General features: G+C 74.0%; 21 protein-coding genes. 10 read left to right on the forward strand and 11 right to left on the reverse strand.

Annotated elements, in window-relative coordinates; translation table 11 throughout:
* Nucleotides 1-211 precede the first annotated feature (211 nt).
* From AB0D49_RS32500 to AB0D49_RS32515, 4 genes are all read right to left on the reverse strand, one after another.
* A complete protein-coding gene (locus tag AB0D49_RS32500) occupies nucleotides 212-1,051 on the reverse strand; it encodes an SDR family NAD(P)-dependent oxidoreductase (protein ID WP_362764533.1) in 840 nt (279 codons plus the stop codon).
* Nucleotides 1,048-1,596 (reverse strand): cupin domain-containing protein, encoded by a 549-nt coding sequence (locus tag AB0D49_RS32505; protein ID WP_362764535.1) that lies wholly within the window; start codon nucleotides 1,594-1,596, stop codon nucleotides 1,048-1,050. The genes AB0D49_RS32500 and AB0D49_RS32505 overlap by 4 nt, the downstream gene beginning before the upstream one ends.
* A 38-nt stretch (nucleotides 1,597-1,634) precedes the next feature.
* A complete protein-coding gene (locus AB0D49_RS32510) occupies nucleotides 1,635-2,291 on the reverse strand; it encodes a tellurite resistance TerB family protein (RefSeq protein WP_362764537.1) in 657 nt (218 codons plus the stop codon).
* Between the two features lie 130 nt (nucleotides 2,292-2,421).
* Nucleotides 2,422-3,321: an NAD(P)-dependent oxidoreductase gene (locus AB0D49_RS32515; RefSeq protein ID WP_362764540.1), complete on the reverse strand. Its 900-nt coding sequence runs from the start codon at nucleotides 3,319-3,321 to the stop codon at nucleotides 2,422-2,424.
* A 178-nt stretch (nucleotides 3,322-3,499) separates the two neighbouring features.
* On the opposite strand from AB0D49_RS32515, the gene AB0D49_RS32520 reads away from it, so the two are divergent.
* Entirely contained in the window at nucleotides 3,500-4,117 is a 618-nt protein-coding gene (locus tag AB0D49_RS32520) for a TetR/AcrR family transcriptional regulator (RefSeq protein ID WP_362764542.1), read from the forward strand.
* Nucleotides 4,118-4,194: 77 nt separating this feature from the next.
* Here the strand turns inward: AB0D49_RS32520 and AB0D49_RS32525 are convergent, their stop codons facing one another.
* On the reverse strand, nucleotides 4,195-4,689 hold the full coding sequence (locus AB0D49_RS32525; RefSeq protein WP_362764545.1) for a MarR family transcriptional regulator: 495 nt from the start codon (nucleotides 4,687-4,689) through the stop codon (nucleotides 4,195-4,197).
* Between the two features lie 220 nt (nucleotides 4,690-4,909).
* Here AB0D49_RS32525 and AB0D49_RS32530 point away from each other — a divergent pair, with 220 nt between their 5' ends.
* Both AB0D49_RS32530 and AB0D49_RS32535 read left to right on the forward strand, forming a co-directional pair.
* Complete coding sequence (locus AB0D49_RS32530) at nucleotides 4,910-6,286, forward strand: aminotransferase class I/II-fold pyridoxal phosphate-dependent enzyme (protein WP_362764547.1); 1,377 nt, start codon at nucleotides 4,910-4,912, stop codon at nucleotides 6,284-6,286.
* Between the two features lie 149 nt (nucleotides 6,287-6,435).
* Nucleotides 6,436-7,815, forward strand: a complete 1,380-nt coding sequence (locus tag AB0D49_RS32535; RefSeq protein WP_362764549.1) for a hypothetical protein — start codon at nucleotides 6,436-6,438, stop codon at nucleotides 7,813-7,815.
* A gap of 19 nt (nucleotides 7,816-7,834) precedes the next feature.
* On the opposite strand, the gene AB0D49_RS32540 is transcribed toward AB0D49_RS32535, so the two are convergent.
* Nucleotides 7,835-8,338 carry a hypothetical protein gene (locus tag AB0D49_RS32540; RefSeq protein WP_362764688.1) on the reverse strand — a complete coding sequence of 168 codons (504 nt, stop codon included), beginning with the start codon at nucleotides 8,336-8,338 and terminating at the stop codon, nucleotides 7,835-7,837.
* Nucleotides 8,339-8,570: 232 nt separating this feature from the next.
* Here AB0D49_RS32540 and AB0D49_RS32545 point away from each other — a divergent pair, with 232 nt between their 5' ends.
* From AB0D49_RS32545 to AB0D49_RS32555, 3 genes are all read left to right on the forward strand, one after another.
* On the forward strand, nucleotides 8,571-9,017 hold the full coding sequence (locus AB0D49_RS32545; RefSeq protein ID WP_362764551.1) for a hypothetical protein: 447 nt from the start codon (nucleotides 8,571-8,573) through the stop codon (nucleotides 9,015-9,017).
* A 57-nt stretch (nucleotides 9,018-9,074) separates the two neighbouring features.
* Nucleotides 9,075-10,502, forward strand: a complete 1,428-nt coding sequence (locus AB0D49_RS32550; protein WP_362764553.1) for a deoxyribodipyrimidine photo-lyase — start codon at nucleotides 9,075-9,077, stop codon at nucleotides 10,500-10,502.
* A gap of 117 nt (nucleotides 10,503-10,619) precedes the next feature.
* The gene (locus AB0D49_RS32555) at nucleotides 10,620-11,252 is read left to right on the forward strand and encodes an HNH endonuclease family protein (RefSeq protein WP_362764691.1); all 633 of its coding nucleotides are present in this window, start codon (nucleotides 10,620-10,622) and stop codon (nucleotides 11,250-11,252) included.
* A gap of 148 nt (nucleotides 11,253-11,400) precedes the next feature.
* Here AB0D49_RS32555 and AB0D49_RS32560 read toward each other — a convergent pair whose 3' ends face one another.
* The 3 genes from AB0D49_RS32560 to AB0D49_RS32570 form a co-directional block, all read right to left on the reverse strand.
* Nucleotides 11,401-12,321 carry a phosphorothioated DNA-binding restriction endonuclease gene (locus tag AB0D49_RS32560; protein WP_362764555.1) on the reverse strand — a complete coding sequence of 307 codons (921 nt, stop codon included), beginning with the start codon at nucleotides 12,319-12,321 and terminating at the stop codon, nucleotides 11,401-11,403.
* Between the two features lie 11 nt (nucleotides 12,322-12,332).
* Nucleotides 12,333-13,625 carry a threonine/serine exporter family protein gene (locus tag AB0D49_RS32565; protein WP_362764558.1) on the reverse strand — a complete coding sequence of 431 codons (1,293 nt, stop codon included), beginning with the start codon at nucleotides 13,623-13,625 and terminating at the stop codon, nucleotides 12,333-12,335.
* 83 nt (nucleotides 13,626-13,708) lie between these two features.
* On the reverse strand, nucleotides 13,709-14,497 hold the full coding sequence (locus tag AB0D49_RS32570) for a DUF1775 domain-containing protein (RefSeq protein ID WP_362764561.1): 789 nt from the start codon (nucleotides 14,495-14,497) through the stop codon (nucleotides 13,709-13,711).
* 562 nt (nucleotides 14,498-15,059) lie between these two features.
* Here AB0D49_RS32570 and AB0D49_RS32575 point away from each other — a divergent pair.
* The 4 genes from AB0D49_RS32575 to AB0D49_RS32590 all read left to right on the forward strand — a co-directional run bounded on the left by AB0D49_RS32575 (nucleotide 15,060) and on the right by AB0D49_RS32590 (nucleotide 20,507).
* Nucleotides 15,060-16,208, forward strand: a complete 1,149-nt coding sequence (locus AB0D49_RS32575) for a thiopeptide-type bacteriocin biosynthesis protein (RefSeq protein ID WP_362764564.1) — start codon at nucleotides 15,060-15,062, stop codon at nucleotides 16,206-16,208.
* Complete coding sequence (locus tag AB0D49_RS32580) at nucleotides 16,198-18,921, forward strand: lantibiotic dehydratase (RefSeq protein ID WP_362764566.1); 2,724 nt, start codon at nucleotides 16,198-16,200, stop codon at nucleotides 18,919-18,921. Before AB0D49_RS32575 ends, AB0D49_RS32580 begins: the two co-directional genes overlap by 11 nt.
* A 73-nt stretch (nucleotides 18,922-18,994) precedes the next feature.
* Entirely contained in the window at nucleotides 18,995-19,138 is a 144-nt protein-coding gene (locus AB0D49_RS32585) for a hypothetical protein (RefSeq protein WP_362764569.1), read from the forward strand.
* A 157-nt stretch (nucleotides 19,139-19,295) separates the two neighbouring features.
* Complete coding sequence (locus AB0D49_RS32590; protein ID WP_362764572.1) at nucleotides 19,296-20,507, forward strand: lanthionine synthetase LanC family protein; 1,212 nt, start codon at nucleotides 19,296-19,298, stop codon at nucleotides 20,505-20,507.
* 19 nt (nucleotides 20,508-20,526) lie between these two features.
* On the opposite strand, the gene AB0D49_RS32595 is transcribed toward AB0D49_RS32590, so the two are convergent.
* Together AB0D49_RS32595 and AB0D49_RS32600 are read right to left on the reverse strand one after the other, a co-directional pair.
* Complete coding sequence (locus AB0D49_RS32595) at nucleotides 20,527-21,546, reverse strand: hemolysin family protein (protein WP_362764574.1); 1,020 nt, start codon at nucleotides 21,544-21,546, stop codon at nucleotides 20,527-20,529.
* Nucleotides 21,543-22,895 carry a hemolysin family protein gene (locus tag AB0D49_RS32600; protein ID WP_362764577.1) on the reverse strand — a complete coding sequence of 451 codons (1,353 nt, stop codon included), beginning with the start codon at nucleotides 22,893-22,895 and terminating at the stop codon, nucleotides 21,543-21,545. The genes AB0D49_RS32595 and AB0D49_RS32600 overlap by 4 nt, the downstream gene beginning before the upstream one ends.
* Between the last annotated feature and the right edge of the window lie 28 nt (nucleotides 22,896-22,923).

The raw sequence follows: 22,923 nt of genomic DNA on the forward strand, positions 1-22,923 counted from the left end.
GACGCTTCAGAGGCCCTGTGTGCAGCCTGTGTGACGCTCCTGCGCAGATTCGCCGTACGCGACCGCGATGTGTGCGGTGGGCGAGCGGGCGGGGACGGTGCGTGGGGTCGGGGGGCGGGTACTGCCGGGTAGGGAGCACGGTCCGTAGCTACGGGGGTGTGGGGTGGCGCCCGGTCATGGGGCGGGCCGGGTCACCGGGTGGGGCGCCCGGTCACCAGGTGGGTCGGGCGCTCACTCCGCCGTCCACGACCAGATCCGTGCCGCTGATCCAGCTCGCCGCGTCGGAGCAGAGGAACACACAGGCGTTGCCGATGTCCTCGGGGCGGCCGAGCCGGACCAGGGGCGCGGCGCCGGTCCAGCGGCCCACTCCCTCGGGCCAGTCGTCGGCCAGGCCGGGGCGGTCGATGAGGCCGGGCGAGACGGTGTTGACCCGGATGCCGTCCGGCCCGTACTCCAGCGCGGCGGAGCGGGCGAACATCACCAGCGCGGCCTTGGCCGCGTTGTAGTGGGCGTGACCGGCGGCGGGCCGGTGCGCCTCGATAGAGGCGACATGGACCACCGCGCCGCCCTCGCCCCGCTGCCGCATCACCCGGGCGGCGGCCTGGGTGCACAGGAACGCGCTGGTGACATGGGCGTCGTACATGCCCCGCCAGTCGGTGGCGGTCAGGGAGTCGAGCGGGGCGACGGGCTGGATTCCCGCGTTGTTGACCAGCGCGTCCAGTCGGCCGCCGCGCCAGGCGGCACTCTCCTCGACCAGCCGTCCGCACTCCTCGTCGCGGGTGAGGTCCGCGCCGAGGGCCAGCGCCCGGCCGCCGCCATGGCCTTCGGCGTGGCCGCCGTCGTGGGCTCCGCCGTGGCCTTCGGTGTCGTTGATCTCCGCGACCAGGGAGTCCGCCCGGTCCCGGCCCCGGTGGTAGTGGACGACGACATCGGCCCCGGCGCGCGCGAACTGCCGGGCGATACCGCCGCCGACGCCGCCGCTGGCGCCGGTGACCAGGACGACCCGGCCGCGCAGATCGGGCAGGGCGGGGTCACGGCGGCGGTCGCTCACGGCTCGGTCTCCTGGGGTGCGTCCGGGTCGTCCGGGTCGTGGTCGTCGGGCATCCGGCTGGGGGCTTCGGGGCGGTGCAGGGCACGGATCAGCGGGGCGTGGTGCGGATGGCGGGCGCAGAGCCGCTCCACGGTGGCGGCGTCGGCCCCGTCGTAGTCCTCGGGGAGGAAGCCCGGCGCCATCGTCGTACCGAACAGCGACCACTGGCCGCCGTCGCCGACGCGGGCGCCCATCCAGGCGCCGGCCGGGACCACGGTCTGCACCTCGCCCCCCGGGCCGCCCAGCCGGACGAGCCGGTCCGTGCCGTCGGGCAGCAGCGTCAGGAGGGTCAGGGGGTCGCCCTCGTAGAAGTGCCAGACCTCGTCGGTGGGGAGCCGGTGCAGGGCGGAGAAGTCCCCGCGGGGGTGCTCCGCCGTCGCTCCGGTGAGCAGGACGACGATGGCGGTGCCCGCCGGACGTCCGTCCGGTCCGGCCGGGCCCGCCCAGGTCTGCCGGAACAGTCCGCCCTCCACGGGCAGGGGGCGCAGCCCATGGCGGGCGGCCACCTCCTCGGCCGAGGGCGGTCCGTCGGCGCCGGGCCCCGTCAGAGCCCGAACTCCTGCGGGGCCAGGCCCAGCACCCCGCACGCCTCGCGCAGCACCTGCTCCTCCGCCGGGGCGACATAGCCGTCGGCGCCCGCGACCACGATGCCGGTCTGGATGACGGCCCGCGCCTCGGTGGGCTTCTTGGCGGCCTGGGCGATCACCTGGAGCACCTGGTTCTTGCCCTGCGGGAAGTCGAACGACAGCGCGTCGACATGCTTGTTGAACCGCTGGCGGAGCTGCTCCGGCGGGAAGTTGGACAGCACGTCGTTGGTCAGGATCAGCTGCTCCACATGCTGCCGCTCGGTCGGGTCCACATGTCCGTCGGCCGCCGCGACCAGCGCGCACATCGCCATGCTGGCGTCCCGGTAGGCGCCGCTCTTCAGCTCCGCCTTCAGCGAGGTCAGCTGCGACTTGAGCGCGCTGACGAGCTGCGCCTTGGAAGCGCCTCTGCTGCCGCTGCCACTGCCGCCGTGCCCCGGCTGTCCGCCGTACCCGCCCTGCCCGCCGTACCCGCCCTGCCCGCCGTACCCGCCCTGCCCGCCGTACCCGCCCTGTCCGCCCTGCCCACTCTGCCCGCCATGTCCGCCGGAGCCCCGCCCCTGCGCCTGCTGCTGAAGGCCCTTCGCCTGGTCCTTGATCCGGTCCCACATCGCCATGCCAGCCACCTCGGCCTCTGCCGTCTATCGTCAGCACATTTGTGTCGTCGTCGTGGCAACGTCTGCCCGCCCACGGGAGTTCCCTCACCTCCCGCCCCCGGCGCGCCCCGATCAGCCGCGTACACCCGGGCTACGCGGCGCCGCTGCGGGCCTCCAGCGCCCGGACCACCGCCACCATGTCCTCGTGTCCGTGGCCCAGGGCCACCGTCTCGCCGAACAGCGTGTGGCACACGTCGAGCAGGGGTGAGGCGATGGCCGCGCCACGGGCCGCCTCGGCGATCAGCCGGTTGTTCTTGAGGACGTCGACCGCGCCCGCCTGCACCGCGAAGTCACGCTCCACCAGCTTCGTCGCCTTCGTCCGGGACACCGCGCTGGCCATCGGTCCGGCGTCCAGGACGTCGGTCAGCAGCCGCTGGTCGAGCCCGTGCCGGGCGGCGAAGTGGAACGCCTCGGTCAGGCCGGTGACCTGCGTGATCAGAAACAGATTCACCGCCAGCTTCATCAGCAGCGCGGCCGGCACGGCCCCGCACGCGAACGCCTCCCGGCACACCGGTGCCAGCAGCGGCCGTACCCGTGCCACGTCCGCCGCGGCCCCGGCCAGCATCGCCACCAACTGCCCCTGTTCCGCCGGGACCCGCGACCCGGACACGGGCGCCTCGACGTACCGGCCGCCGGACGCCCGTACGGCGTCGTGCAGGGCCGCCGAGTAGGCGGGCGCGGTCGTCCCCATGTGCACGACCGTCCGCCCGGCGACCCGCTCCGCGAACTCCGGTCCGCCGCGGCCGAGCACGGAGTCCATCGCCGTCTCGTCGGCCAGCATCAGGATCACCACCGCGGCACGGGCGAACACCTCCGCGGCCGACCCGGCGACCTCGGCCCCGGCCGCGCGGAGCGGCTCGCAGCGGGCGGAGGTGCGGTTCCAGACGACCAGGGGGGTTTTGGCGCGGGCCAGGTTGAGCGCCATGGGCTGTCCCATGACGCCGAGCCCGATGAACCCCACGGTGGTCGGGGATTCGGGGGTGGCAGGCATCGTGCACCGCCTTCTGGGTGGAGTGGAGTGGAGTGGGGTGGAGTGGGGTCGGGGGGCGGTTCGGTCCGGCTCGTTTTGGGCTATGACCGCCGTCATAGTAGCCGCTGACTATGACCGGCGTCATAGAGTGGTCGGTGAGTATGAGTGGGCGGCCAGGGCGGGCTCGGGAGGTAGTGCGATGACAGCTACGGAGCGTCCGCGGGGGGCCGCCCGTTACGGTCCCCGGGAGCGGATGGTCTTCAGCGCCGCCCAGCTCATGCGCCGGGAGGGCGTCGCCGCCGCCGGGATGCGGGAGGTCGCCGCCCGCGCGGAGGCGCCGCGCGGCTCGCTCCAGCACTACTTCCCGGGCGGCAAGGAGCAGTTGGTCGCCGAGGCGGTGGCCTGGGCGGGCCGGTACGCGGCCGGCCGCGTCGCCCGCTTCCTGGACGCCCTGCCCGAACCGACCCCCGGCGGGCTCTTCGCCGAGATGGCGCGGCAGTGGACGGACGAGTACGAGACGTTCGGTTTCGCGGGCGGCTGCCCGGTCGCCGCGGCGGTCGTCGACCGCGCCGAGTCCAGCGAGGCGACCCGGCGGGCCGCCGCCGACGCCTTCGCCGTCTGGACCGCGCCGGTCGCGGAGGCCCTCACCGGCATGGGCGTCCCCGCGCCCCGGGCCACCGCCCTCGCCACGCTGATGATCTGCACGCTGGAGGGGGCGATCCTGATGGCCCGCGCGGAACGCACGACCCGCCCGCTGACCATCGCCGCGACGGAACTGGGCCCGCTGCTGGACGGGGCGGTGGGGGAGGCCCGGTAGACGCGGTTCCGACAGCCCGATCCGATCCGACCCGGGCCGGGCTGTTCGGCCGCCGCCCCTCGGCTCCCTCGGTCCCCTCAGTCCTCCCACAGAGCGCGGGCGATCACCGTCAACGCGCTGGTCATCCGGGTGTACTCGGTGGGGGACAGGGGGCGGACGAAATAGCGTTCCACCACCTCCGCGTGGACCGTCGCGCCATGCAGGAACGCCGTACGGCCCTCGGCCGTGGGCTCCACCAGGGCGACCCGGCGATCGCCCGGGGACGGGACCCGGCGGACCAGGCCCGCCTCCTCCATGCGGTCGATCAGCCGGGTCGTGCCGCTGCTGGTGAGGGTCAGGTCGTCGGCCAGTTGGCGCTGGGAGACCTCCTCGCCGGGCTCACGGCAGAGCCGGATCAGGACCTCCAGCATGGTGTGGCTGATCCCGCACTCCCGGCGCAGGGCCGCGTCGATCCGCTGTTCCAGCCGGGTCGCGGACTTGATCAGCAGACCGAAGTCGCGGACCAGCCGGCTGTTGGCGGCGTCGGACGCCGCCGCGGCGGACGGGGGGTCGGGAAGGGGCGTGGCGTTCATCGTGATCGAGCCTACTGGCTGTCCGCCCGACCGCTTCCCCCTCAGCATCTGATCGGTCAGCCTCTGAGCATTCAGTAGCTGAGTGGTTAATTCCTGAGCAAGCAATTGCTGAGCAGTCAGGGAAATTCTAGAGTGGCACCTTCGGTGGACGCATCGACAGAGGCACCGATAAAGGCACGCACCGCACGACAGACCGCAGGACAAGAAGGAGCTAGCCACCGTGGAACTTGCGCACTGGCTCGGCCGGGCCACCTCCGCCGTCCAGAACTGGGCCGACACCTTCGCCCCCTACCACCCCCACCCCTCCCTCGCCGTGGACGAGGACCGGCTCGCGGCCGTGTTCGAGGAGTTCACCGGGCGGCTCACCGACAACTACCCCTTCTTCCACCCCCACTACGCGGGCCAGATGCTCAAGCCCCCGCACCCCGCCGCCGTCCTCGGCTATCTGACCGCGATGCTGATCAACCCCAACAACCACGCCCTGGACGGCGGTCCCGCCACCGCCGCCATGGAACGCGAGGCGGTCGCCGCGCTGGCCACGATGTTCGGCTACGACACCCACCTCGGCCATCTCACCACCAGCGGCACCATCGCCAACCTCGAAGCGCTGTTCGTCGCCCGTGAACTCCACCCCGGCCGGGGCGTCGCCCACAGCGCCGACGCGCACTACACCCACGGCCGTATGTGCCATGTCCTCGGCGTGAAGAGCCACCCCGTGCGCACCGACGGCCTCGGGCGGCTCGACCTCGACGCCCTCGAAGACATCCTGCGCACCGGCGAGGTCGGGACCGTCGTCGTCACCACCGGCACGACCGGGCTCGGCGCCATAGACCCGGTCCACGAGGTGCTCCCGCTCGCCGCGCGGTACGGCGTCCGGGTCCATGTCGACGCGGCCTACGGCGGGTTCTTCACCCTGCTCGCCGGGACCGGTGACGAGCGCGAGACCCTCGCACCCGAGCCCTGGCGGGCCCTGGCCCAGGCCGACTCCATCGTCGTCGACCCGCACAAGCACGGGCTCCAGCCCTACGGCTGCGGCGCTGTCCTCTTCCGCGATCCCGAGGTGGGCCGCTTCTATCTGCACGACTCGCCGTACACGTACTTCACCTCCGACGAACTCCACCTCGGGGAGATCAGCCTGGAGTGCTCGCGGGCCGGTGCCTCCGCCGCCGCGCTGTGGTTCACCTTCCAGTTGCTGCCGCCCACCCGGGACGGGCTCGGACAGGTGCTGGCCGCCGGGCGGCGGGCCGCGCTGGACTGGGCCGCGCTGATCGAGGAGTCCGGCGCGCTGGAGCTGTACCAGCCGCCGCAGCTGGACATCGTGACGTACTTCCCCGTCCTCGACCCGCCCGCCCTGTCCGGCATCGACGCGGCCTCCGCCCGGATCATGGCCGACGGCATGACCAGCCCCGACCCGGTCTTCCTCTCCACCTTCCGGGCCGACCGCGAGCAGTTCGCCGCCCGCCACCCCAAGGTCACCGCCGACGCGGACGGCGCCCGCATCCTGCGCAGCGTCCTGATGAAGCCGGAGTCGGAGGGCGCGGTGGGGCAGTTGCACGCGCGGGTGCTGGAGCTGACGGCGGCGGCCACCACCCCCTGACCGGGGTCCACGCCCCCGCGCGCCGGACCCCTCACCCGCACGGCCCCCACCCGCTCGTGCCGCTCCCGCCCCCGGGCGACCGTGGCACTACCGGGCGGAACCACCGGACCGGCGACACCGGAGGCATCCGGAGGCACCGGGAGGTACGTATGGCGGACGACGGCAACGGTCCCACTCCCTCCCCCGGCGATGGCGGTGAGCTGTCCGAGCTGCGCGCCCGCGTCGCCGCGCTGGAGGGCACGGACCGGCCGCCCCGGCACCGCGGCCGGTCCTTCCTGGCCGCCGTACTGATCGTCGTCGGCTGTCTGCTGGCGCCGCTCGCCATCGTCGCCTCGTGGGCCGCCGACGAGGTCGGGGACACCGACCGGTATGTCGCGACGGTGGCGCCGCTGGCCTCGGACCCGGCCGTGCAGGACGCGGTGGCCAACCGGGTCACCAACGCCCTGATGTCCCACATCGACCTGTCGACCCTGCTCTCCGGCGTCCCCCGCACCGACCGGCCGCGCCTCGAGAAGGCCCTCGGCAAGCTGGGGAACTCCCTCGAAAGCGCCCTGCGCAGCTTCGTGTACGACAAGGCGCACGAGGTCGCCGCGTCCAGCACCTTCCAGACCCTGTGGACGGACGCCAACCGCCGTGCCCACGCCGCCCTCGACAAGGCGCTGACCGGCTCGGGCGGCGGCGCGGTCCAGCTCACCGACAACACCGTCACGCTCGATCTCGGCCCGGTCGTCGACCAGGTGAAACAGCGGCTGGTGGCCGCGGGGCTGACGGTCGCCGGGCGCATCCCCGAGGTCCACACCGACATCACGCTGGTGAAGTCGGACGAGGTCGGCAAGGTGAAGACGTACACCCGGCTGCTCCAGATCTTCGGGAACTGGCTGCCCGTGCTGGCCGTGCTGCTGATCGCGGCCGGGGTGCTGCTCGCGGTGCGGCGCCGCCGGGCGCTGGTCGCGGCCTGTCTCGGCGCGGCCGTGGCGGCGCTGGTGCTCGGGATCGGGCTCGATGTCTTCCGGGTCATCTATCTCGACCGCCTCCCGGCCGATGTGTCCCAGTCCGCCGCGGGCGCGGTCTACGACACGCTCACCACCTTCCTGCACACCATGGTCCGGGTGGTGGTCGTGCTCGGTGTCGTCATCGCGCTGGCCGCCTGGCTCACCGGCCCCGGCCGCCACGCCGGGACGGTACGGCGGCTGTGGCGGGACGGCATCGGCGCGGTGCGGGGGGTCGCGGACGGGGTCGGGCTGCGGACCGGGCCGGTGGGCCCGTTCGTCCGGCGCTACCGCACCTGGATCACCTGGGCGCTGGTGGTGGTGGCGCTGGTGGTGTACCTGGTGTGGTCGTATCCGACCGGGTGGGTGGTCGTCGGGATCGCGCTGTGCTTCGTGTTCGTACTGGCGGTGGTGGAGTTCCTGGCGGCGGAGCCGGGTGCCGATGACATCCGTACCACTGACCCAGGTCCCACTGACCCAGGTCCCACTGACCCAGGTCCCACTGACGCCGGGCAGCCACCCAGTAAGGCCGCCCAGTAAGGCCACCCAGTAGGGCCGCTCAGTAGCGCACCGCCCGTGCCACCTCCGTCTTCACCGTCCCCGTCAGATCATGGGTGGAGCGGGCGGTTCCGGTGCCGGACTTCCCGGCCGCCACGTCGGAGAGGGTCACGACGGCCACGTCGAGGAGCGTGCCGCCGGGGTCCCTGAAGTTCACCTCGACGGCGAAGGACTTGGTGGCGTCGGTGGTGTTGCGGGCGGTCACGACGACCGTCGTACGGCCGTCGCTCGCCGTCGCCGGGGCGGCGAGCGAGACATCGCCGGTGGCGTTCACCCCGCCCTTGATCTCGTCCAGCTTGCTCTTGGCGGAGGCGCTGGCCGACGCCACCGCGCTGGCCGCCCCGGACGCCAGCGACTCCACCGCCGAGGCGGCGCTGCTCGCCGCGCCGGTCGCCCTGGAGCCCACCGACGAGGCCGCCGACGCCGCCTTGCTGGCCACCTCGGACGGGGAGGAGCCGTTGGAGCAGCCGGCCGCGCCGCCCGCCGCGACGACCGCCGCCAGCAGGGCGAGCGCCGCCCGCCGTACCCCATGACCTGTGTGTGCCCACCGTCGTGTCACTGTGCGCCTCTCCCTGCTCACCCCCGGCCGGTGCTGTCCCCACAGTGATGTGCCGCGGGACGTCACCGGCATGTGCGGGCACCGCCCACCGTCACCCGAACGGCGCACCGCAGGTGGCCGGACCACCCGTTCGGACGCACGGTCGAAGAGCCGGAACACAGAGGAACGGAGTGTCACCATGACCGCACAGCCCCACTCCGGAGCCCCCGCCGGGGGACACGCGCCGCACGCGCCCAACAGCCCCTGGGCCACCGGCGGAGTCACCTTCGCCGGTGTGCTGATGCTGCTCAACGGCCTGCTGGCGATCTTCCAGGGCATCTCGGCGATCGCCGCGGACGATGTGTACACCCGGGTCGGCGACTATGTCTACAAGATCAACCTGACCGGCTGGGGCTGGATTCTGCTGGTCCTCGGGGTGGTCTCGGTGATCGCGGGCTGGGGCATCCTGACCGGTGCCGCCTGGGCGCGGATCGTGGGTATCGCGCTCGCCTCGCTGAGCCTGGTCGCCCAGTTCCTGTTCCTGCCGTACCAGCCGCTGTGGGCGGTGTTCATGATGGCGATCGACGTGTTCGTGATCTGGGCGCTGGCCATGTACGACCCGCACGCCCCGACGGCCCGCGCTTAGGGGGTGTCTGACGGATCTCCGTGGCGCCCTGTGCCCACCGAGGGGATTCCCACAACCGTGCCCGACTCCGTCGCCGTCGCCCTGTTCACCTCGGATCTGCGGGTGCACGACAACCCGGTGCTGTGGGCCGCGGTCCGGGAGGCGGACCAGGTGGTGCCGCTGTTCGTGGTGGACAGCGGCGTACGCGCCACCGGGTTCGCCGTCGCCAACCGGGTCGCCTTCCTCGCCGACAGCCTGGCCGCGCTGGACGCGGGGCTGCGTGAGCGGGGCGGGCGGCTGGTGGTGCGGGAGGGCGAGGTGGTGGCCGAGACCTGCCGGGTGGCGGTGCGGACCGGCGCGGCCACGGTCCACCTCGCGGCCGGGGTGAGCGGCTACGCGGTCGCCCGTGAGGACCGGCTGCGCCGGGAACTCGCGGCGGCCGGGGTCGCCCTGCGGGTCCACGAGGCGTCGCTGAACCCGGTGCCGCCGGGCGCGCTGACCCCGTCCGGCAAGGACCACTACGCCGTGTTCACCCCGTACTTCCGCAGGTGGCGGTCCTTCGCGGTGCGCGAGGTGCTGCCCGCGCCCCGGCGACTGACGGTCCCCGACGCGGCGGACGGCCCCGCGCGGGTGCCCACCCGGGCGGCCCTGGCCCGGACCCTCGCCGCGCGCGGGGACCTCTCCCCGGCACTGCCCGAGGGCGGCGAGACCCAGGCCCGGCGCAGGCTGCGGGCCTGGCTCGCGGGACCGCTCGCCGCGTACGAGGACGGCGACCTGAGCGCGGAGACCACGTCCCGCCTCTCCCCGTACCTGCACTTCGGCTGTCTGTCGCCCACCGAGCTGCTGCACGCGGTCCGGGCGGCCGGGGCGGGGGACGGGGCCGACGCGTTCGTCCGCCAGCTCGCCTGGCGGGACTTCCACCACCAGGTGCTGGCCGCCCGCCCGGACGCCGCCGCCCACTACTACCGCCCCCGCCACGACCCCTGGCACCACTCCCGCGCGGAGATCGAGGCATGGCGCACGGGCCGTACGGGCTACCCGGTGGTGGACGCGGCGATGCGGCAACTGCGCCACGAGGGCTGGATGCCGGGCCGGGCCCGGCTGCTGACGGCGAGTTTCCTCACCAAGACGCTGTACGCGGACTGGCGGATCGGCGCCCGGCACTTCCTCGGCCTGCTGGTGGACGGCGATCTCGCCAACAACCAGCTCAACTGGCAGTGGGCGGCCGGAACGGGCACCGACACCCGCCCCAACCGGGTCCTCAACCCCCGCGTCCAGGGCCGCCGCTTCGACCGGGACGGCACCTATGCGCGGCGCTGGCTGCCCGAGCTGAGGGAACTGGACGCGGCGGCGATCCACCGCCTCCCCGACCTCCCTGCCGACGACCCGTCCCGGGCCGCCCTGGACTACCCGGCCCCGATCGTGGCGCTCGACGAGGGCGCGGCCCGCTTCCGGCGCGGCCGGGCCCTGGAGCAGCGGCGCGGCTCCCCGCCGCCGGGACGGTGAACTCACACGCCCACCTGGCGCATTCGTTCGAGCCGTGTCACCCGGACGAGGTGATCGCCGTCAATCCTGCGACGCGTGATCACCCCTTCGAAGCGCGCCGCGCTCCTGCTGACCACCCTGCTGCTCCTCACCTCCGCCCCCGCCGCGTCGGCCGCGGGCGCGGGCGCCGAACCGCACACCCTCACTCTCGCGGCGGCGGTGCACGTCCTGCCGTCGGCGGCCGAGTCGCGCGACGGCTACGAACGCACCAAGTTCAAGCACTGGAACGCGGGCGCGAACCCGACCGACGGCTGCAACACCCGCGCGGAGGTGCTGATCGCCGAGGCCGTCGACGCCCCGGAGGTCGCCACGGGCTGCAAGCTCTCCGGCGGGCGCTGGTGGTCGTACTACGACTCGAAGTGGGTCGTCTCGCACTCCGCGCTGGACATCGACCACATGGTCCCGCTCGCCGAGGCATGGGACTCGGGCGCCTCCCAGTGGACCGCCCAGCGCCGCGAGGCGTACGCCAACGACCTGGGCGCGGACGCGTCCCTGGTGGCCGTCTCCGCCGCGTCGAACCGCAGCAAGGCCGACCAGGACCCGGCGCAGTGGCTCCCCCCGGCCACCGAGGCGAGGTGCCGCTACACCGCGGAGTGGGTCGGCACGAAGCTCCGCTGGGCCCTGACCGTCGACCCCATCGAGTACGAGGCGCTCTCCCAGCTCGCGGAGGGCTGTCTGACGACGATGGTCACGTACGACCCGGCGGCATAGACCTTCTGGACAGACCTTCTGGACAGACCTTCTGGACGGACCTTCTGGACGGACCTTCTGGACGGACCTTCTGGACGGACCTTCTGGACGGACCTTCTGGACGGACCTTCTGGACGGACCTTCTGGACAGACCTTCTAGACAGACCTTCTAGGCCGCGCGGAAGACCTGTCCCCGATGCCAGTCCCGGTGGCCGTCGGCCACCGACGGGACACCGGGCCGGGGGCCGGTCAGGGGCCGTCCGGCGAGGTCGCGCACCAGCAGCCGCGCGGTCTCGCCGGACCCGTCGAACAAGGGCGAGACCAGCACCTGGTGGCCGCCCTCGGCGCGTTCCATGCCGAGTACGCCCTTGTCGAAGAGCTTGTGGTGCAGCGCGCACAGGCACAGCGCGTTGTCGAGGGCGTCGGGCCCCTCGAACGCCCACCACCGCACATGCGCGGCCTCCAGCCCCACGGGGCGCGTCCCGAGGCTGCCGTCGAAACCGCAGAACGCGCACCGGTGGTCGTACGCCGCCAGCACCCGTTCCCGGATGCGGGGGTCGCGGCGCTGTCGGCGCCCGTACCCGTATCCGTACCGGGCCCGCTGCCCGTCCAGTTCCACCGGCGTCGGCATCGGCACCGACGTCGGCATCAGGCCCACGGCGTCGGAGAGTTCCTCGTGCAGCGAGGGCGGGAAGTGGGCGTCCAGGAGCAACCGCACCAGCTCACCGAGGCGCCCCGGCTCCCGGCGCAGCTCCTGGCGCAACTCCGGTACGAGCCGTCCGGTGGCTCCCGACTCCCGCAGCGCGCGCACCCCGGTGCCGGGGCTGACCCCGCCCAGGTCGGTCTGTACCTCCCACAGCCCGTCGCCGACGAGGTGATGGAACGGATAGGCGGGGGTCGTGCGGTGCGGTGGGCCGTACTCGGCGAGCAGCCGCCGCAGATCGTCCTCCACCGCGCTGTAGCGCAGCCCGCCCCCGGGGTCCTCCTGGAACCGCGCGAGCGCGTACAGCAACAGCAGCGGCTTGTGCGGGGCCCGCGCCCCGCCCCGGGTCCACTGCCGCAGTCCCGCCGCCCGCTTCAGCCAGTCCATGGCCGACGATGCTACGTCCGGGGCAGGCCGCCGGCTTCCGGTAGGTGGTCGTCGGCGTCCGGTCGCGGGGACTTGCGCTCGCCTCCGGCCAGCACACCGCCCACCACCATCCCCACCGCGATGGCCGTCACGATCGTCACCAGTTTCAGGAGGTCGGCGAAGCCCTTGATGACATGGCCGCCCGCCAGGGTGGTCAGGCCGCGCATACCGAGGGAGCCCACGGTGAGCGTGAAGAAGCCGGGGAGCAGCAGGATCAGCCGGGGCGGGCGGTGCGGCGGACGGGCGATCAGGGTCGCCGCCGCCGACAGCACCACCGCCGCCACGAACGTGCCGCCCACTTCGCCGATCAGCTTGGTGACCCCGGACTGCACGCCCACCGTGACGTACACGAGCAGCAGCAGCGGCCAGAAGAAGCGCAGCGGGATGGCGAAGGCGAGGACCGTGCCCAGTGTGAAGACGATCCAGGACAGGAACAGCGCCCAGCGCGGCAGATCCTCCCGCGCCGCGATGTCGAACAGCGCCCGGGTGGACGTACCCGTGATCATGACGCCCAGCAGTACGCCCAGATAGAGCTGCACCAGCAGGAAGACCGCGTACACCAGACGGATCGCGCCGGTCGTGACGAGCCCCGCCGAGAGTTCCGCGGTCGCCGCGCTCAGATAGTCGCCGGGGACGAAATAGAAGAGCGCCGGGAGCATCAGCAGCACCGGGCCGCCACGGGACGGGGAGTCAGCGAACAGCTCGATGGTGACGAACGCGACCGCCGTCGACACCACGACGGGCAGGATCCGCGCCAGCTTCGGCAGCCGGTCCGCCGTCACCGCCAGCACCGCCGCCAGCGCCCCCAGCACCGCCGTCGTGGCGATCTCGTACCAGGTGGGCTGCATCAGCGGCGCGAAGCCCAGCGCGAACAGGATGATCCCGGCACACTTCAGCCACCAGGGGTACGGCGGTGGGGCGGTGTCGATCGCGGTGAGTTCGGCGGACGCCGCCGCGAGGTCCTTGCGGCCCGCCACCACCTCCGCCAGCAGCGGCTTCAGCGCGGCCATCTGGTCCAGCCGGAACACCTCGGGGAAGCCGTGCACGGTGACGGTCCGGCCGGTGCCGTCCGCCGCGGTCACCGCCAGCACCGCCGCCTCCGGCACCATCACCAGCGTGGCCGTGCCCCCGTAGGCCCGCGCCCCGTCCGCCACCGACTCGGCGATGAGCTGCGCGCCCTCCCCGGACGAGCGCAGCAGCACCGCCGTCAGCCGGGCCAGGAACGGCGTGAGGTCGTCCAGCTCCGCGGCCGTACGCTGCGCCACGCCCGCCTCCTCGCTCCGCCGCCCAGGGCTTCCAGCCTGCCCGGAGGGTGCGCGCTCGGCATCTCGTGACCGTCAGACACTCCCTAGGCGCCGGACCCCCGGCGGCGCAGCCACCAGGCGCCCGCGCCCAGCACGACCAGGACCGCCGCCGCGATCCCGGCGACCGCGCCGGTCGACAGCCCGCCGTCACCGTCGTCGGCCGTGGCGTCGGCCGCCGTCTGTTCGGTCGAGGCGGACGTCGACGGTGACGGCGACGCGGCCGGTGCCTCCGTCGGGGTCGGGGTCGGGCTCGGGGTCGGGGCGATGGGGGTCGCGCCCGGTGCGGCCGGGGCCAGCTTCAGGGTGGGCGCCGGGTGGCCGTGGCCGTCGCCGTCCTCGCCGGTGTCCTCCAGCTCGATCCAGCGGTCGATCTGGCCGTCGGCGTACGACTGGAGCGTCTTGAAGACCAGTTGCTCGGCGTCCGGGAGCTGTCGGACCGTCACCGAGAACTCGGCGTCCGCGCCCACCGCCAGCTCCGGGCCCGACACGGTGTAACCGCGGCTGGTGGTGGCGTACGTCCAGCCCTTCGGGCCCTCGTCGAAGCGGATGTCGGCGGGGGTGAGGCCCTCGGGGAGGATCACCTCCAGCTTGGTGATGCCGGACGCGTCCGACTCGGACGCCGCGTGGAAGTCGAGGGTGACGTTCTCGGCGAGGGCGCGCGCGTTCTGCGCCTGGACCTCGGTGTGCGCGGACGCCGGTCCCGTGGCGACGGCCACCGCCGCCACCACCAGCGCGCCGATCGTGGCCAGCCGGCGGCGGGCGGTCGCCCCGGGAGCGGCGGGAGGGGCGGGAGTGCGGGTCGCCGGGGAGGTCGTGCCGGGGGGACGGGACACAGCGGGCTCCGGTCTTCGGTTCCCGGGGCGGGAGGCTCCGGTCGGATCTGACGTCCCAGGAGTCGGACCGTACGGGTCCCCAGTTCCCGGCGATCCAAGTGACCTGCGTCACCTGGCCGGAGGGGGCGCGGAGGGCGGGGGCGATATCGCGTCGCCGGGGGCGGGGGAGGGCGCGGGGGGACCGGGGCGGGTGTGGCGGGAGGTGCGGCGGGGGCGGGCGGGGCCGGGAGAGGGAGGGGTGCGCGGTGGGGTCCCCTTCCTCCGGTGTGCACCGGGGGAGCCGCACCGCTTCCGTTCCGGACTTCTTCCTATCGCCGACGTGTCTTTCTTTTTACGGCCGACCGGGTGCAAATATGAAGATAATTCAGAGGTCTTGGGGAATGAATAACGCCCCGGATTCGCGGGCCGGATGACTGGAAGTCGCGCTTTTGGGGCCGTCGAATACCGGGGAAACTCGTGGTCAGACGGTACGGTACGGAACGGAACGGAGCGAATCCGGACCGGACCGGACCGAATCCGACCGGCCGGAATTCAGAGAACGGGAACGGGGGTGAGCCACCGGATGATTCCACTGGACCAATTCCTCGCCGACTGTCTGCACGAGGTGCGGGCGTACGGGGCGGACACGGACGGACGCTGTCCGGTCCCGTCCCCCGCTGACCCCGGTGACCTGCGCGAAACCCGGCACAGATTTGTCGCCGCCGGTCTCGCCGCCCTCCGCGCGGAGCACGCCGGAGCCGGCTGGGTACAGCTCGATGTCGCGCCGCCGAGCGCCGACGCGTTCCCGGCCATCTATGCCAGGCTCGCCGGGATCGCGCGGGAACTGCTCGGCTCCGGAGCCGCCGTCAATTTCTTCTTCATGCACAAGCCGCCGGGAATGCGGGTACGTTTCCAGGCGCCGTCCGCCGGTGAATCGGATGAACTCCACCGGCGCGTGAACCGGCGTATGTCGGAGCACCCCGAAATCTTCGGCACGCCCCGGCGCGCGGTCTACGAACCCGAGTCGTATCTCTTCGGCGGTCCCGACGCCCTGCCCTGGGTGCACGCCCTCTTCACCGCCGATTCCCTGGCCTGGCTCGACCATCACGCGGCCCGCCCGCTGACCGCCCCGGCCGACTGGCGCCATTCGCTGGCCCTGCTGCGGGCACTCGTCGACGGGCTCGGCATCGTCGGCTGGGAACACCGTGGCGTCTGGCAGACACTGCGCCAGGAGGCGGGCCGCGCGCTGGGCGGTGAGGCGGCGCGGGAGCGCGGGGTGGAGCGGGCGTTCGAGGGCATCCAGCGCGAGTGGCGCCGGTTCCCGACGGCGGCCCCGTCACCGCACCCGCCCTCCCCGGGTGAGACCGGTACGACGGGTGGGACCGGCACGACGGGTGGGACCGGTGGGACCGGTACGACTGGTGAGACCGGTACGGCGACCGGCCCGACGACCCCGGACGCCCACCGCACCGCCGTCCACCGTGCCGCGCTCGCCTGGCGCGAGGGCTACTTCGACGCCCCCGGCGACAGCGCCCGGGGCGGGGTCGGACCGCGCCGGGCCGCCGCGTACTGCGTGGTCTTCCACTGGAACCGCGCCCGCTTCTCCGCCGCGCTCCAGCGGCTGCTGACCGAGGCCCTGGCCGACGACGGCACCCCGGCCGCCCCCGAACCGCCCGGGACGCCCTTCCGCACCGACCGCAGAGTCGTGGGGGTGACCGGCCATGACGGATAGCCACACCGTCGACGCCCGCACGGGCACGGGCACCGGCACCAACACCGGGACAGGCACCGGCACCGGGGCAAGCCCCGCCACTGGGACAGTCACCGGCACCGACACCGGGACAAGCCCCGGCACCGGCCCCGGCACCGCCCTCCTCCGTGTCGCCGGGCTCCCCGCCGCCGTCTGGACCGCCGCGGGCAACCCCGCCCTCTTCGCCCGCGCCGCCGCCCACCAGCAGGCCCGGCACGACCTCGCCGACCGGGCGCGGACGCTCGCGGACGTCCTCGGTACCACCGTCGTCCCGCATCTCGCCCCCGGCACCCCGCAGCGCGGCGCGGTCCTCGCCCTGCGCCGCAGACTGCACTCCGGTGCCGTGCCCGCCCCCGCCGACGAACACCTGCTCGGCACGCTCGCCGAGGTCCCGGTCCCGGTCCGCCGCCAGGCGGGCGAACTGGCCGCCGCCGACCGGGCGCTGGCCGGGGAGTACGAGGCGCTGGGCGCCGCCACCGCCGAGGAGTGGGAGCGGGTCGGCGCGCTGTGCTGGGAGGCGGTCCGCACCCGGCCGGTCCTGCGGGTCTTCCTGGACACCACCGCCCCCGAACTCACCCGGACCGCCGAGCGCCGGCTGGCCCGGGGCGAGCACTGGTCGAGTCCGCGACTGCGCAAGAACTGCACGTTCCTGTGGCGGGCGCTGGCCAGGGCGGCGGCGAAGACGACCCCACGGGACTGGGTGGGCCAGCTCGCGGCCGTACCGTACGGCGTGGACGACGGACAGACACCGGACGCCTCAAGCCCGAGCCCGCTCCTCCCCCCGGACGCCCGTCTCACCGACCTCGCCGCCGAGGTCTCCCCCAACGTCCACACCCTGCGCACCCGGCTCCGTGCCCTCGACCTCGCCACCGCCGACCCCGCGACCCTGATCGTCCCGGCCCCCCTGCACTTCGCCACCACCGCGCCGGACGGTGGCGCCCACCTGACCGTCGGGGTCCTGGACCCGGACCGTCCGGGCACTCTGCGCCGGGTCAGGCTGGCCCGTACCCGCCCCCTGGACGCGCTGTTTGCGCGGCTCGCCGCCGGGCCGAGACCCGTCGGTGAGATCGAGACGGAACTGCTCGGCGGGGCCACCGGGGAACGCGCCGCGACCGCGAGACGGGCGCTGCGCGACTTCCTCGCCCATCTGCACCGGCTGGGCGTGCTGGAGAGCTGCGCCCCGCCCGGCCGGACGCACAGCGGCTGGACCGCCCCCGGCCCCCGCCTGCCCCACCCGACCCCCTGGCCCGGCGGGTCGGCGGCCGTCCCCGCCGACTGGTTCCTCGACTCCTACCGGCGCGCGGAGGGCCCCGGCCGCCGTCCGCTGACCGTCCCCGCCGAGGCGGCCGACACCGTCCACCACGCGCTGCGCACGGTCGCCCGGATCGACGCCCTGCGCCGGGCGGACGGCAGGGACCCGGCGGACGGACCCCGGGCCCCGCTGCCCGGCCTGACCACCGAGCCTCAGCCGCTCAGCGCGTTCCTCACGGCCTTGGACGAGCCGGACGCGGACCGGCCGGAGACGGCCGCCCCCGCGGTCGGCCTCGCCTCCCTCTACGCGGGCTGGCCCGCCGCCCGTACCCCGGACTCCGGATACGCGCAGCTCCTCGCCCATCTGGCCGGGCGGCTGGACGCCGGGTCCGTCGACCTCGACGACGCACTGCTGGACCGCCTCGGCGCCCCCAAGGCGCAGGAGTCGCTGCCGCCCTGGCCGCTGGACTGCCTGGTCCGTCCGCTGCCGGGCGGTCAGGGTCCCGTCGCCGTACTGGAGTCGGCGGCCCCGGCCGGGGTCCTGGACGCCCGGTTCGCCGACACCTTGGACGCCCTCACCCCCGGCGGCTACGACAACATCGCCCGCTACCGCGCCTTCCTCGGCGCGGTGGAACGGGCGGCGGGGGTCCGGTTCGTGGAGGTCCTCGTCCCGCCGCTGGCCGAGCGCGCCGCCAACGCCGTACGCCGTCCCCGGCTCACCTCCTGGTGGACCGGTGACCCGGACCCGGCGCCGTACCACGGCTCCACCGCGCCCACCGGTGCCCGGCATCTGCCGCTGGACCGGATCACGCTGCGCCGGGCGGGCGACCGGGTGGTGGCCGAGGCGGACGGGGAACGGATCGTGCCCCTGCACCACGCCACCCGGACGCCGGTCCCGCCGTACGACGAACTGCTGCGGGTGCTGCTGGCGGCCCGTCACCCCGGTACCGCCGGTGTGCTGCGGCTGGACGGACTGGCGGCGGCGTTCCCCGGGGCGGCCCGGGTGCCCCGGCTGACGGTGGGCGGCGGACGGGTCGTGGTGGCTCCGGCGACGTACCGGGTGCCGGACGCGCGGCTCTGGCCCGTCGAGGCCGACGACCGGGACAAGATGATCTACCTGGCCGCGCTGCGCGCCCGCACCGGTCTGCCCCGCCATGGCTTCGTCCGCCCGCAGGACCCTCCCGAGGGCCCGCCGGCCTCCCAGACCCCGATGGACTTCGCCGCGCTGCCCGCGCTGCGCACCCTCGACCGGCTGCGCGCCCAGTACGGCCGGGCCGCGCTGCTGGTCGAGGAGGCGCTCCCGGCGCCCGACGGTCATCTGCTGCGGGACACCGCCCATCCCGGTGCCCCCGCGACCGCCGCCCAACTGCTCCTCAGGTCCCCCCGCCGCCCCGACGCCGCCGACGCCCTCGTCGACGCCGCAGCCGCCGCACTGCGCGGCTGACCCACAAGCGCCCCCGGAATCCCCCCGGGGTCGGCATCACAAGAAACCCTGCACGAACCGAACGGAGAACACGATGCCTTCCATCGACATCAACGACCTCGACAACCTCATCACCGACCTGGAGACCCGGATCACCGACACGGAGCTGGCCGAGGCCGCCCCGAACACGATCGGCATCTGCACCATCGTGGTCTGTAGCATCATCGGCGTCTGCTGACCCGGACTCACGAACTCACTGACTCACGCACTCAATGAGCCACGAACTCACTGACTGACGGACTCACTGAGCCGCTGAGCCGCGGGTGCGCCACCGACTTCAGCCGCTGGCGCACCCGCCCCACACCTCCCGCGAACTCACCGGAGAGCCCCGGCAGATGCCCCCATCCGTGACCGAGACCCTCGATGTCACCGCCCTGGCCGTCACCGTCCTACGGGACTGGACCCGGGCCAGGGAGCACCCGGACACCACCGGCACACCACCGCCGGACACCACGGACATGGGCGTCCCGGCGCTCGCCGCGCTGCTCGCCGCCACCGACCCCGACGACCCGGCGACCACCGCCGTCGCCGCCGCCGCGGTCGCCTCCTGGGCGCGGACGGCCGGACGCGGCACGGGCCACCCCGGCCTCTTCAGCGGCGGTCTCGCCGGCACTCTCGCGGGCCTGCGCTTCGGCGCCCGGCTGCACCCCGCCCTCGACCGGGTCGCCGACCGCCTGCACACCCATCTGTCGACCCCGGGCCCCCTGCGCACCACCGACGTCACCATCACGGACTACGACTTCATCGTCGGCCCGGCGGGCACCCTGCACGCCCTGCTGCTGTCCCCGGCCCCTCCCCCCGCCGCCCTGGTGGACCACCTGGCCCTGCTCTGCTCCGACCCGGACCTGCGTCGCCTGCGGGCGGCCCGGGACGACCGCTTCCCGGAACTGGACTGGCTGGAGGGCCGGGTGAACACCGGCATGGGCCATGGAGTGGCCGGTCTGCTGACCGCCCTCACCGCGGCAGCCCGCCGCACGCCCGCCCCCGCCCCCGCCCTCACCCACGCGATCCGCCATCTCACCGGTTGGCTGACCGCCCAGTCCTTCCCGGACGCCCGGACCATCCAGAGCTGGGACGGCGCGGGCCTCGACGGCCCCCCGACCCCGGGCGCCCGCCCCCGCCAGGCGTGGTGCTACGGCGCCCCCGGCGTCTGCTGGGCCCTGTGGGACGCGGCGGACGCCACCGGCGACCGGGCGACCGCCGACTGGGCGAGCGGCGCCTTCACCACCCTGTGCGACCACTACGACGAGACGTTCCACCTCTACGGCGGCCCCGCCACCGACCGCCTGGCCTGCTGCCACGGCGCGGCCGGTGTCCTCGCCGTCGCGGACGCCTTCGACCGCCACGCCCACCACCCGTCGGCACCGTCCCTGCGCACCCGCCTCCTCACCTACCTGACCGCCCACCTCTCCGAACTCCCCGCCCTGGCCGCCCAGGACATGGGCCTGCTGGGCGGCGCCCCCGGCGTCCTCTGCGCCCTCCTCACGGCGACGGACACCTCCCCGTCCCCCTGGCGGACCTGGACCCACTGCCTGGGCCTGCGCTGATCTCTCTGACGCGTGGGCCTCACACCCCCTGCGGCTGCAAGTACCGCGCCAGCAGGTCGTCCAGGGTGATCAGGCCCGTGAGGCGGCCCGTGGGGTCCTGGACGACGCCCAGGGAGGCGCGGCGGGTGCGCAGGAGTTCGATGGCGTCGGCGACCGTGGTGGTCCCGGTGAGGACGGGGACCGGGCGGGCCAGCGCGCGGGCGTCGGCCGTGCGGCCCTGGGCGCGGGCGACCAGGGCGTCCCGGGCGTGCACCGAGCCGAGGACGGCGGTGCCGTCGCGGACCAGCAGCCGGGTGCGGTCGGTGTCGGCGGCGACCCGCAGGACGGTGTCGATACCGGCGTCGGCGCCGACCGAGGTGATCCGGTCGGCGGGGATGCTCAGGGCGCTGACCGGGGTGTCCGGTTCGGTGAGCGTTCGGGTGAGCAGGTCCGAGTCGGTGCCGCTGATCAGGCCGAGCCGTTCGGACTCGGTGACCAGGTGGGTGAGCTGTTCGCGGTTGTGGACCGAGGTCAGTTCGTCGCGCGGGGTGACCCGGCACAGCCGTACCAGGGCGTTGCTGATCCGGTTGAGGACCCGGATCAGCGGGCGGACCAGCCGGACCACGGCCCGGAACGGCGGGGACAGCAGCATCGCGGAGCGCTCGGGGTGGGCGATGGCCCAGGACTTGGGGGCCATCTCGCCGACCACCATGTGCAGGAACACCACGACGATCATCGCTACGGCGAAGGCGACGGCGTAGCTGAGCGCGCTGGGCAGGCCGAGGCGGTGCAGCAGCGGGTCCAGCTCGTGGGAGATCGCGGGCTTGGACACCGAGCCCAGGCCCAGGGTGCACACGGTGATGCCGAGCTGGGCGCCCGCCAGCATCAGCGACAGCTCGCGCATCCCGGCGAGGGCGGCCCTGGCGCCGCGCTGTCCTTGCGCGACCGCCTTCTCGATCCGGTGGCGGCGGGCCGCGACCAGCGCGAACTCGGCCGCCACGAAGAAGCCGCTGCCGATCAGGAGCAGCACGGTCACGAAGAGGGCCATCGGGAAGCTCATGACGCGTCCTTCGGGGCGGTGTCGGGCGGTTGCGGGACGGTCTCGATGCGGACCCTGGCCGGGACGTGCCGGTCCAGGGTGCGGACCTCGATCCGCGCGCGGTCCCCACCGGGCAGATCCACGGTGAGGCGGTCGCCGATCGCCGGGAAGCGGCCCAGCCGGTCCACGATCAGTCCGGCGACGGTGTCGTAGTCGTCCTCCTCGGGCAGCTCCACGCCGGTGGCCTCGGCGATCTCGTCCAGGCGGCGCCGGGCGTCGACCAGCCAGCCGCCGGTGGAGTCGGCGACGGCGGGTTCGGTGACGGTGTCGGACTCGTCGGCGATGTCGCCGATCAGCTCCTCGGCGATGTCCTCGTAGGTGACGATCCCGGCTACTCCGCCGTGCTCGTCCAGGACGACCGCGAACTCGTCGTCCAGCTCCCGCATCCGGGCCACCGCGTCCGGCAGCGCCAGCGTGTCCGGCAGCAGCAGCGGACGCCGGGCCAGGGCGCGGGCGGTGGTGCCGGTCAGCCGGGCGGCGGGCAGCGCCATCAGCTCCCGTACCCCGAGCACTCCGGCCACGTCGTCGGGGTGGTCGCCGAGGACCGGGTAGTTGGAGTGCCCGTGGCGGCCGATCAGGCTGATCGCCTCGGCCGCGCTGGCCTCCTCCCGGACGAAGACGGCGTCCGCGCGCGGCACCATCACCTCGTCCAGCGTCCGCTCCGAGAACTCCAGGGCGTGGTCCAGCAGCGCGGCGGTGTCCTCGGGCAGCTCGCCCCGCTCATGGGACTCGCCGATCAGATGGCCCAGCTCCTCCAGGGTCGCCCCGTGGTGCAGCTCCTCCACCGGCTCGATGCCGATCCGCCGCAGCAGCCGGTTGGCGGCCCCGTCGAAGATCCGGATCACCGGGCCGACCACCTTCAGATACGCGAGCGTGGACCCGGCGAGGGACTTCGCCAGCCGGTCGGGTACGGCGATGGCGAGGTTCTTCGGCGCCAGCTCGCCCAGCACCATCTGGACGACGGTCGCGCCGACGAAGGCCAGCACGACGGAGATCCCGCCGACCGCGCCCTCGGGCACGCCGATCCCGGTCAGTACCGGGTTCAGCAGGGCGGACACGGACGGTTCGGCGATGAAGCCGACGACCAGCCCGGTCACCGTGATGCCGAGCTGCGCGCCGGACAGCATGAACGACAGCCGGCCCAGTACCGTCAGCGCCCGCTCGGCCCGGCGGTCGCCGCGCTCGGCCTCCCGGGCGAGGGCCAGCCGGTCGGCGGAGACATAGGCGAATTCCTGGGCCACGAAGTAGCCCGTACCGGCGGTCAGCACCAGTACGGCCAGCAGGCCCAGCCACGCTTCGACGGCACTCATCGAACACCACCCCGCCGGGTGCCGTACG

Origin of the sequence: Streptomyces sp. NPDC048290 (assembly GCF_040652095.1) — a bacterium.
GTDB lineage: Bacteria > Actinomycetota > Actinomycetes > Streptomycetales > Streptomycetaceae > Streptomyces.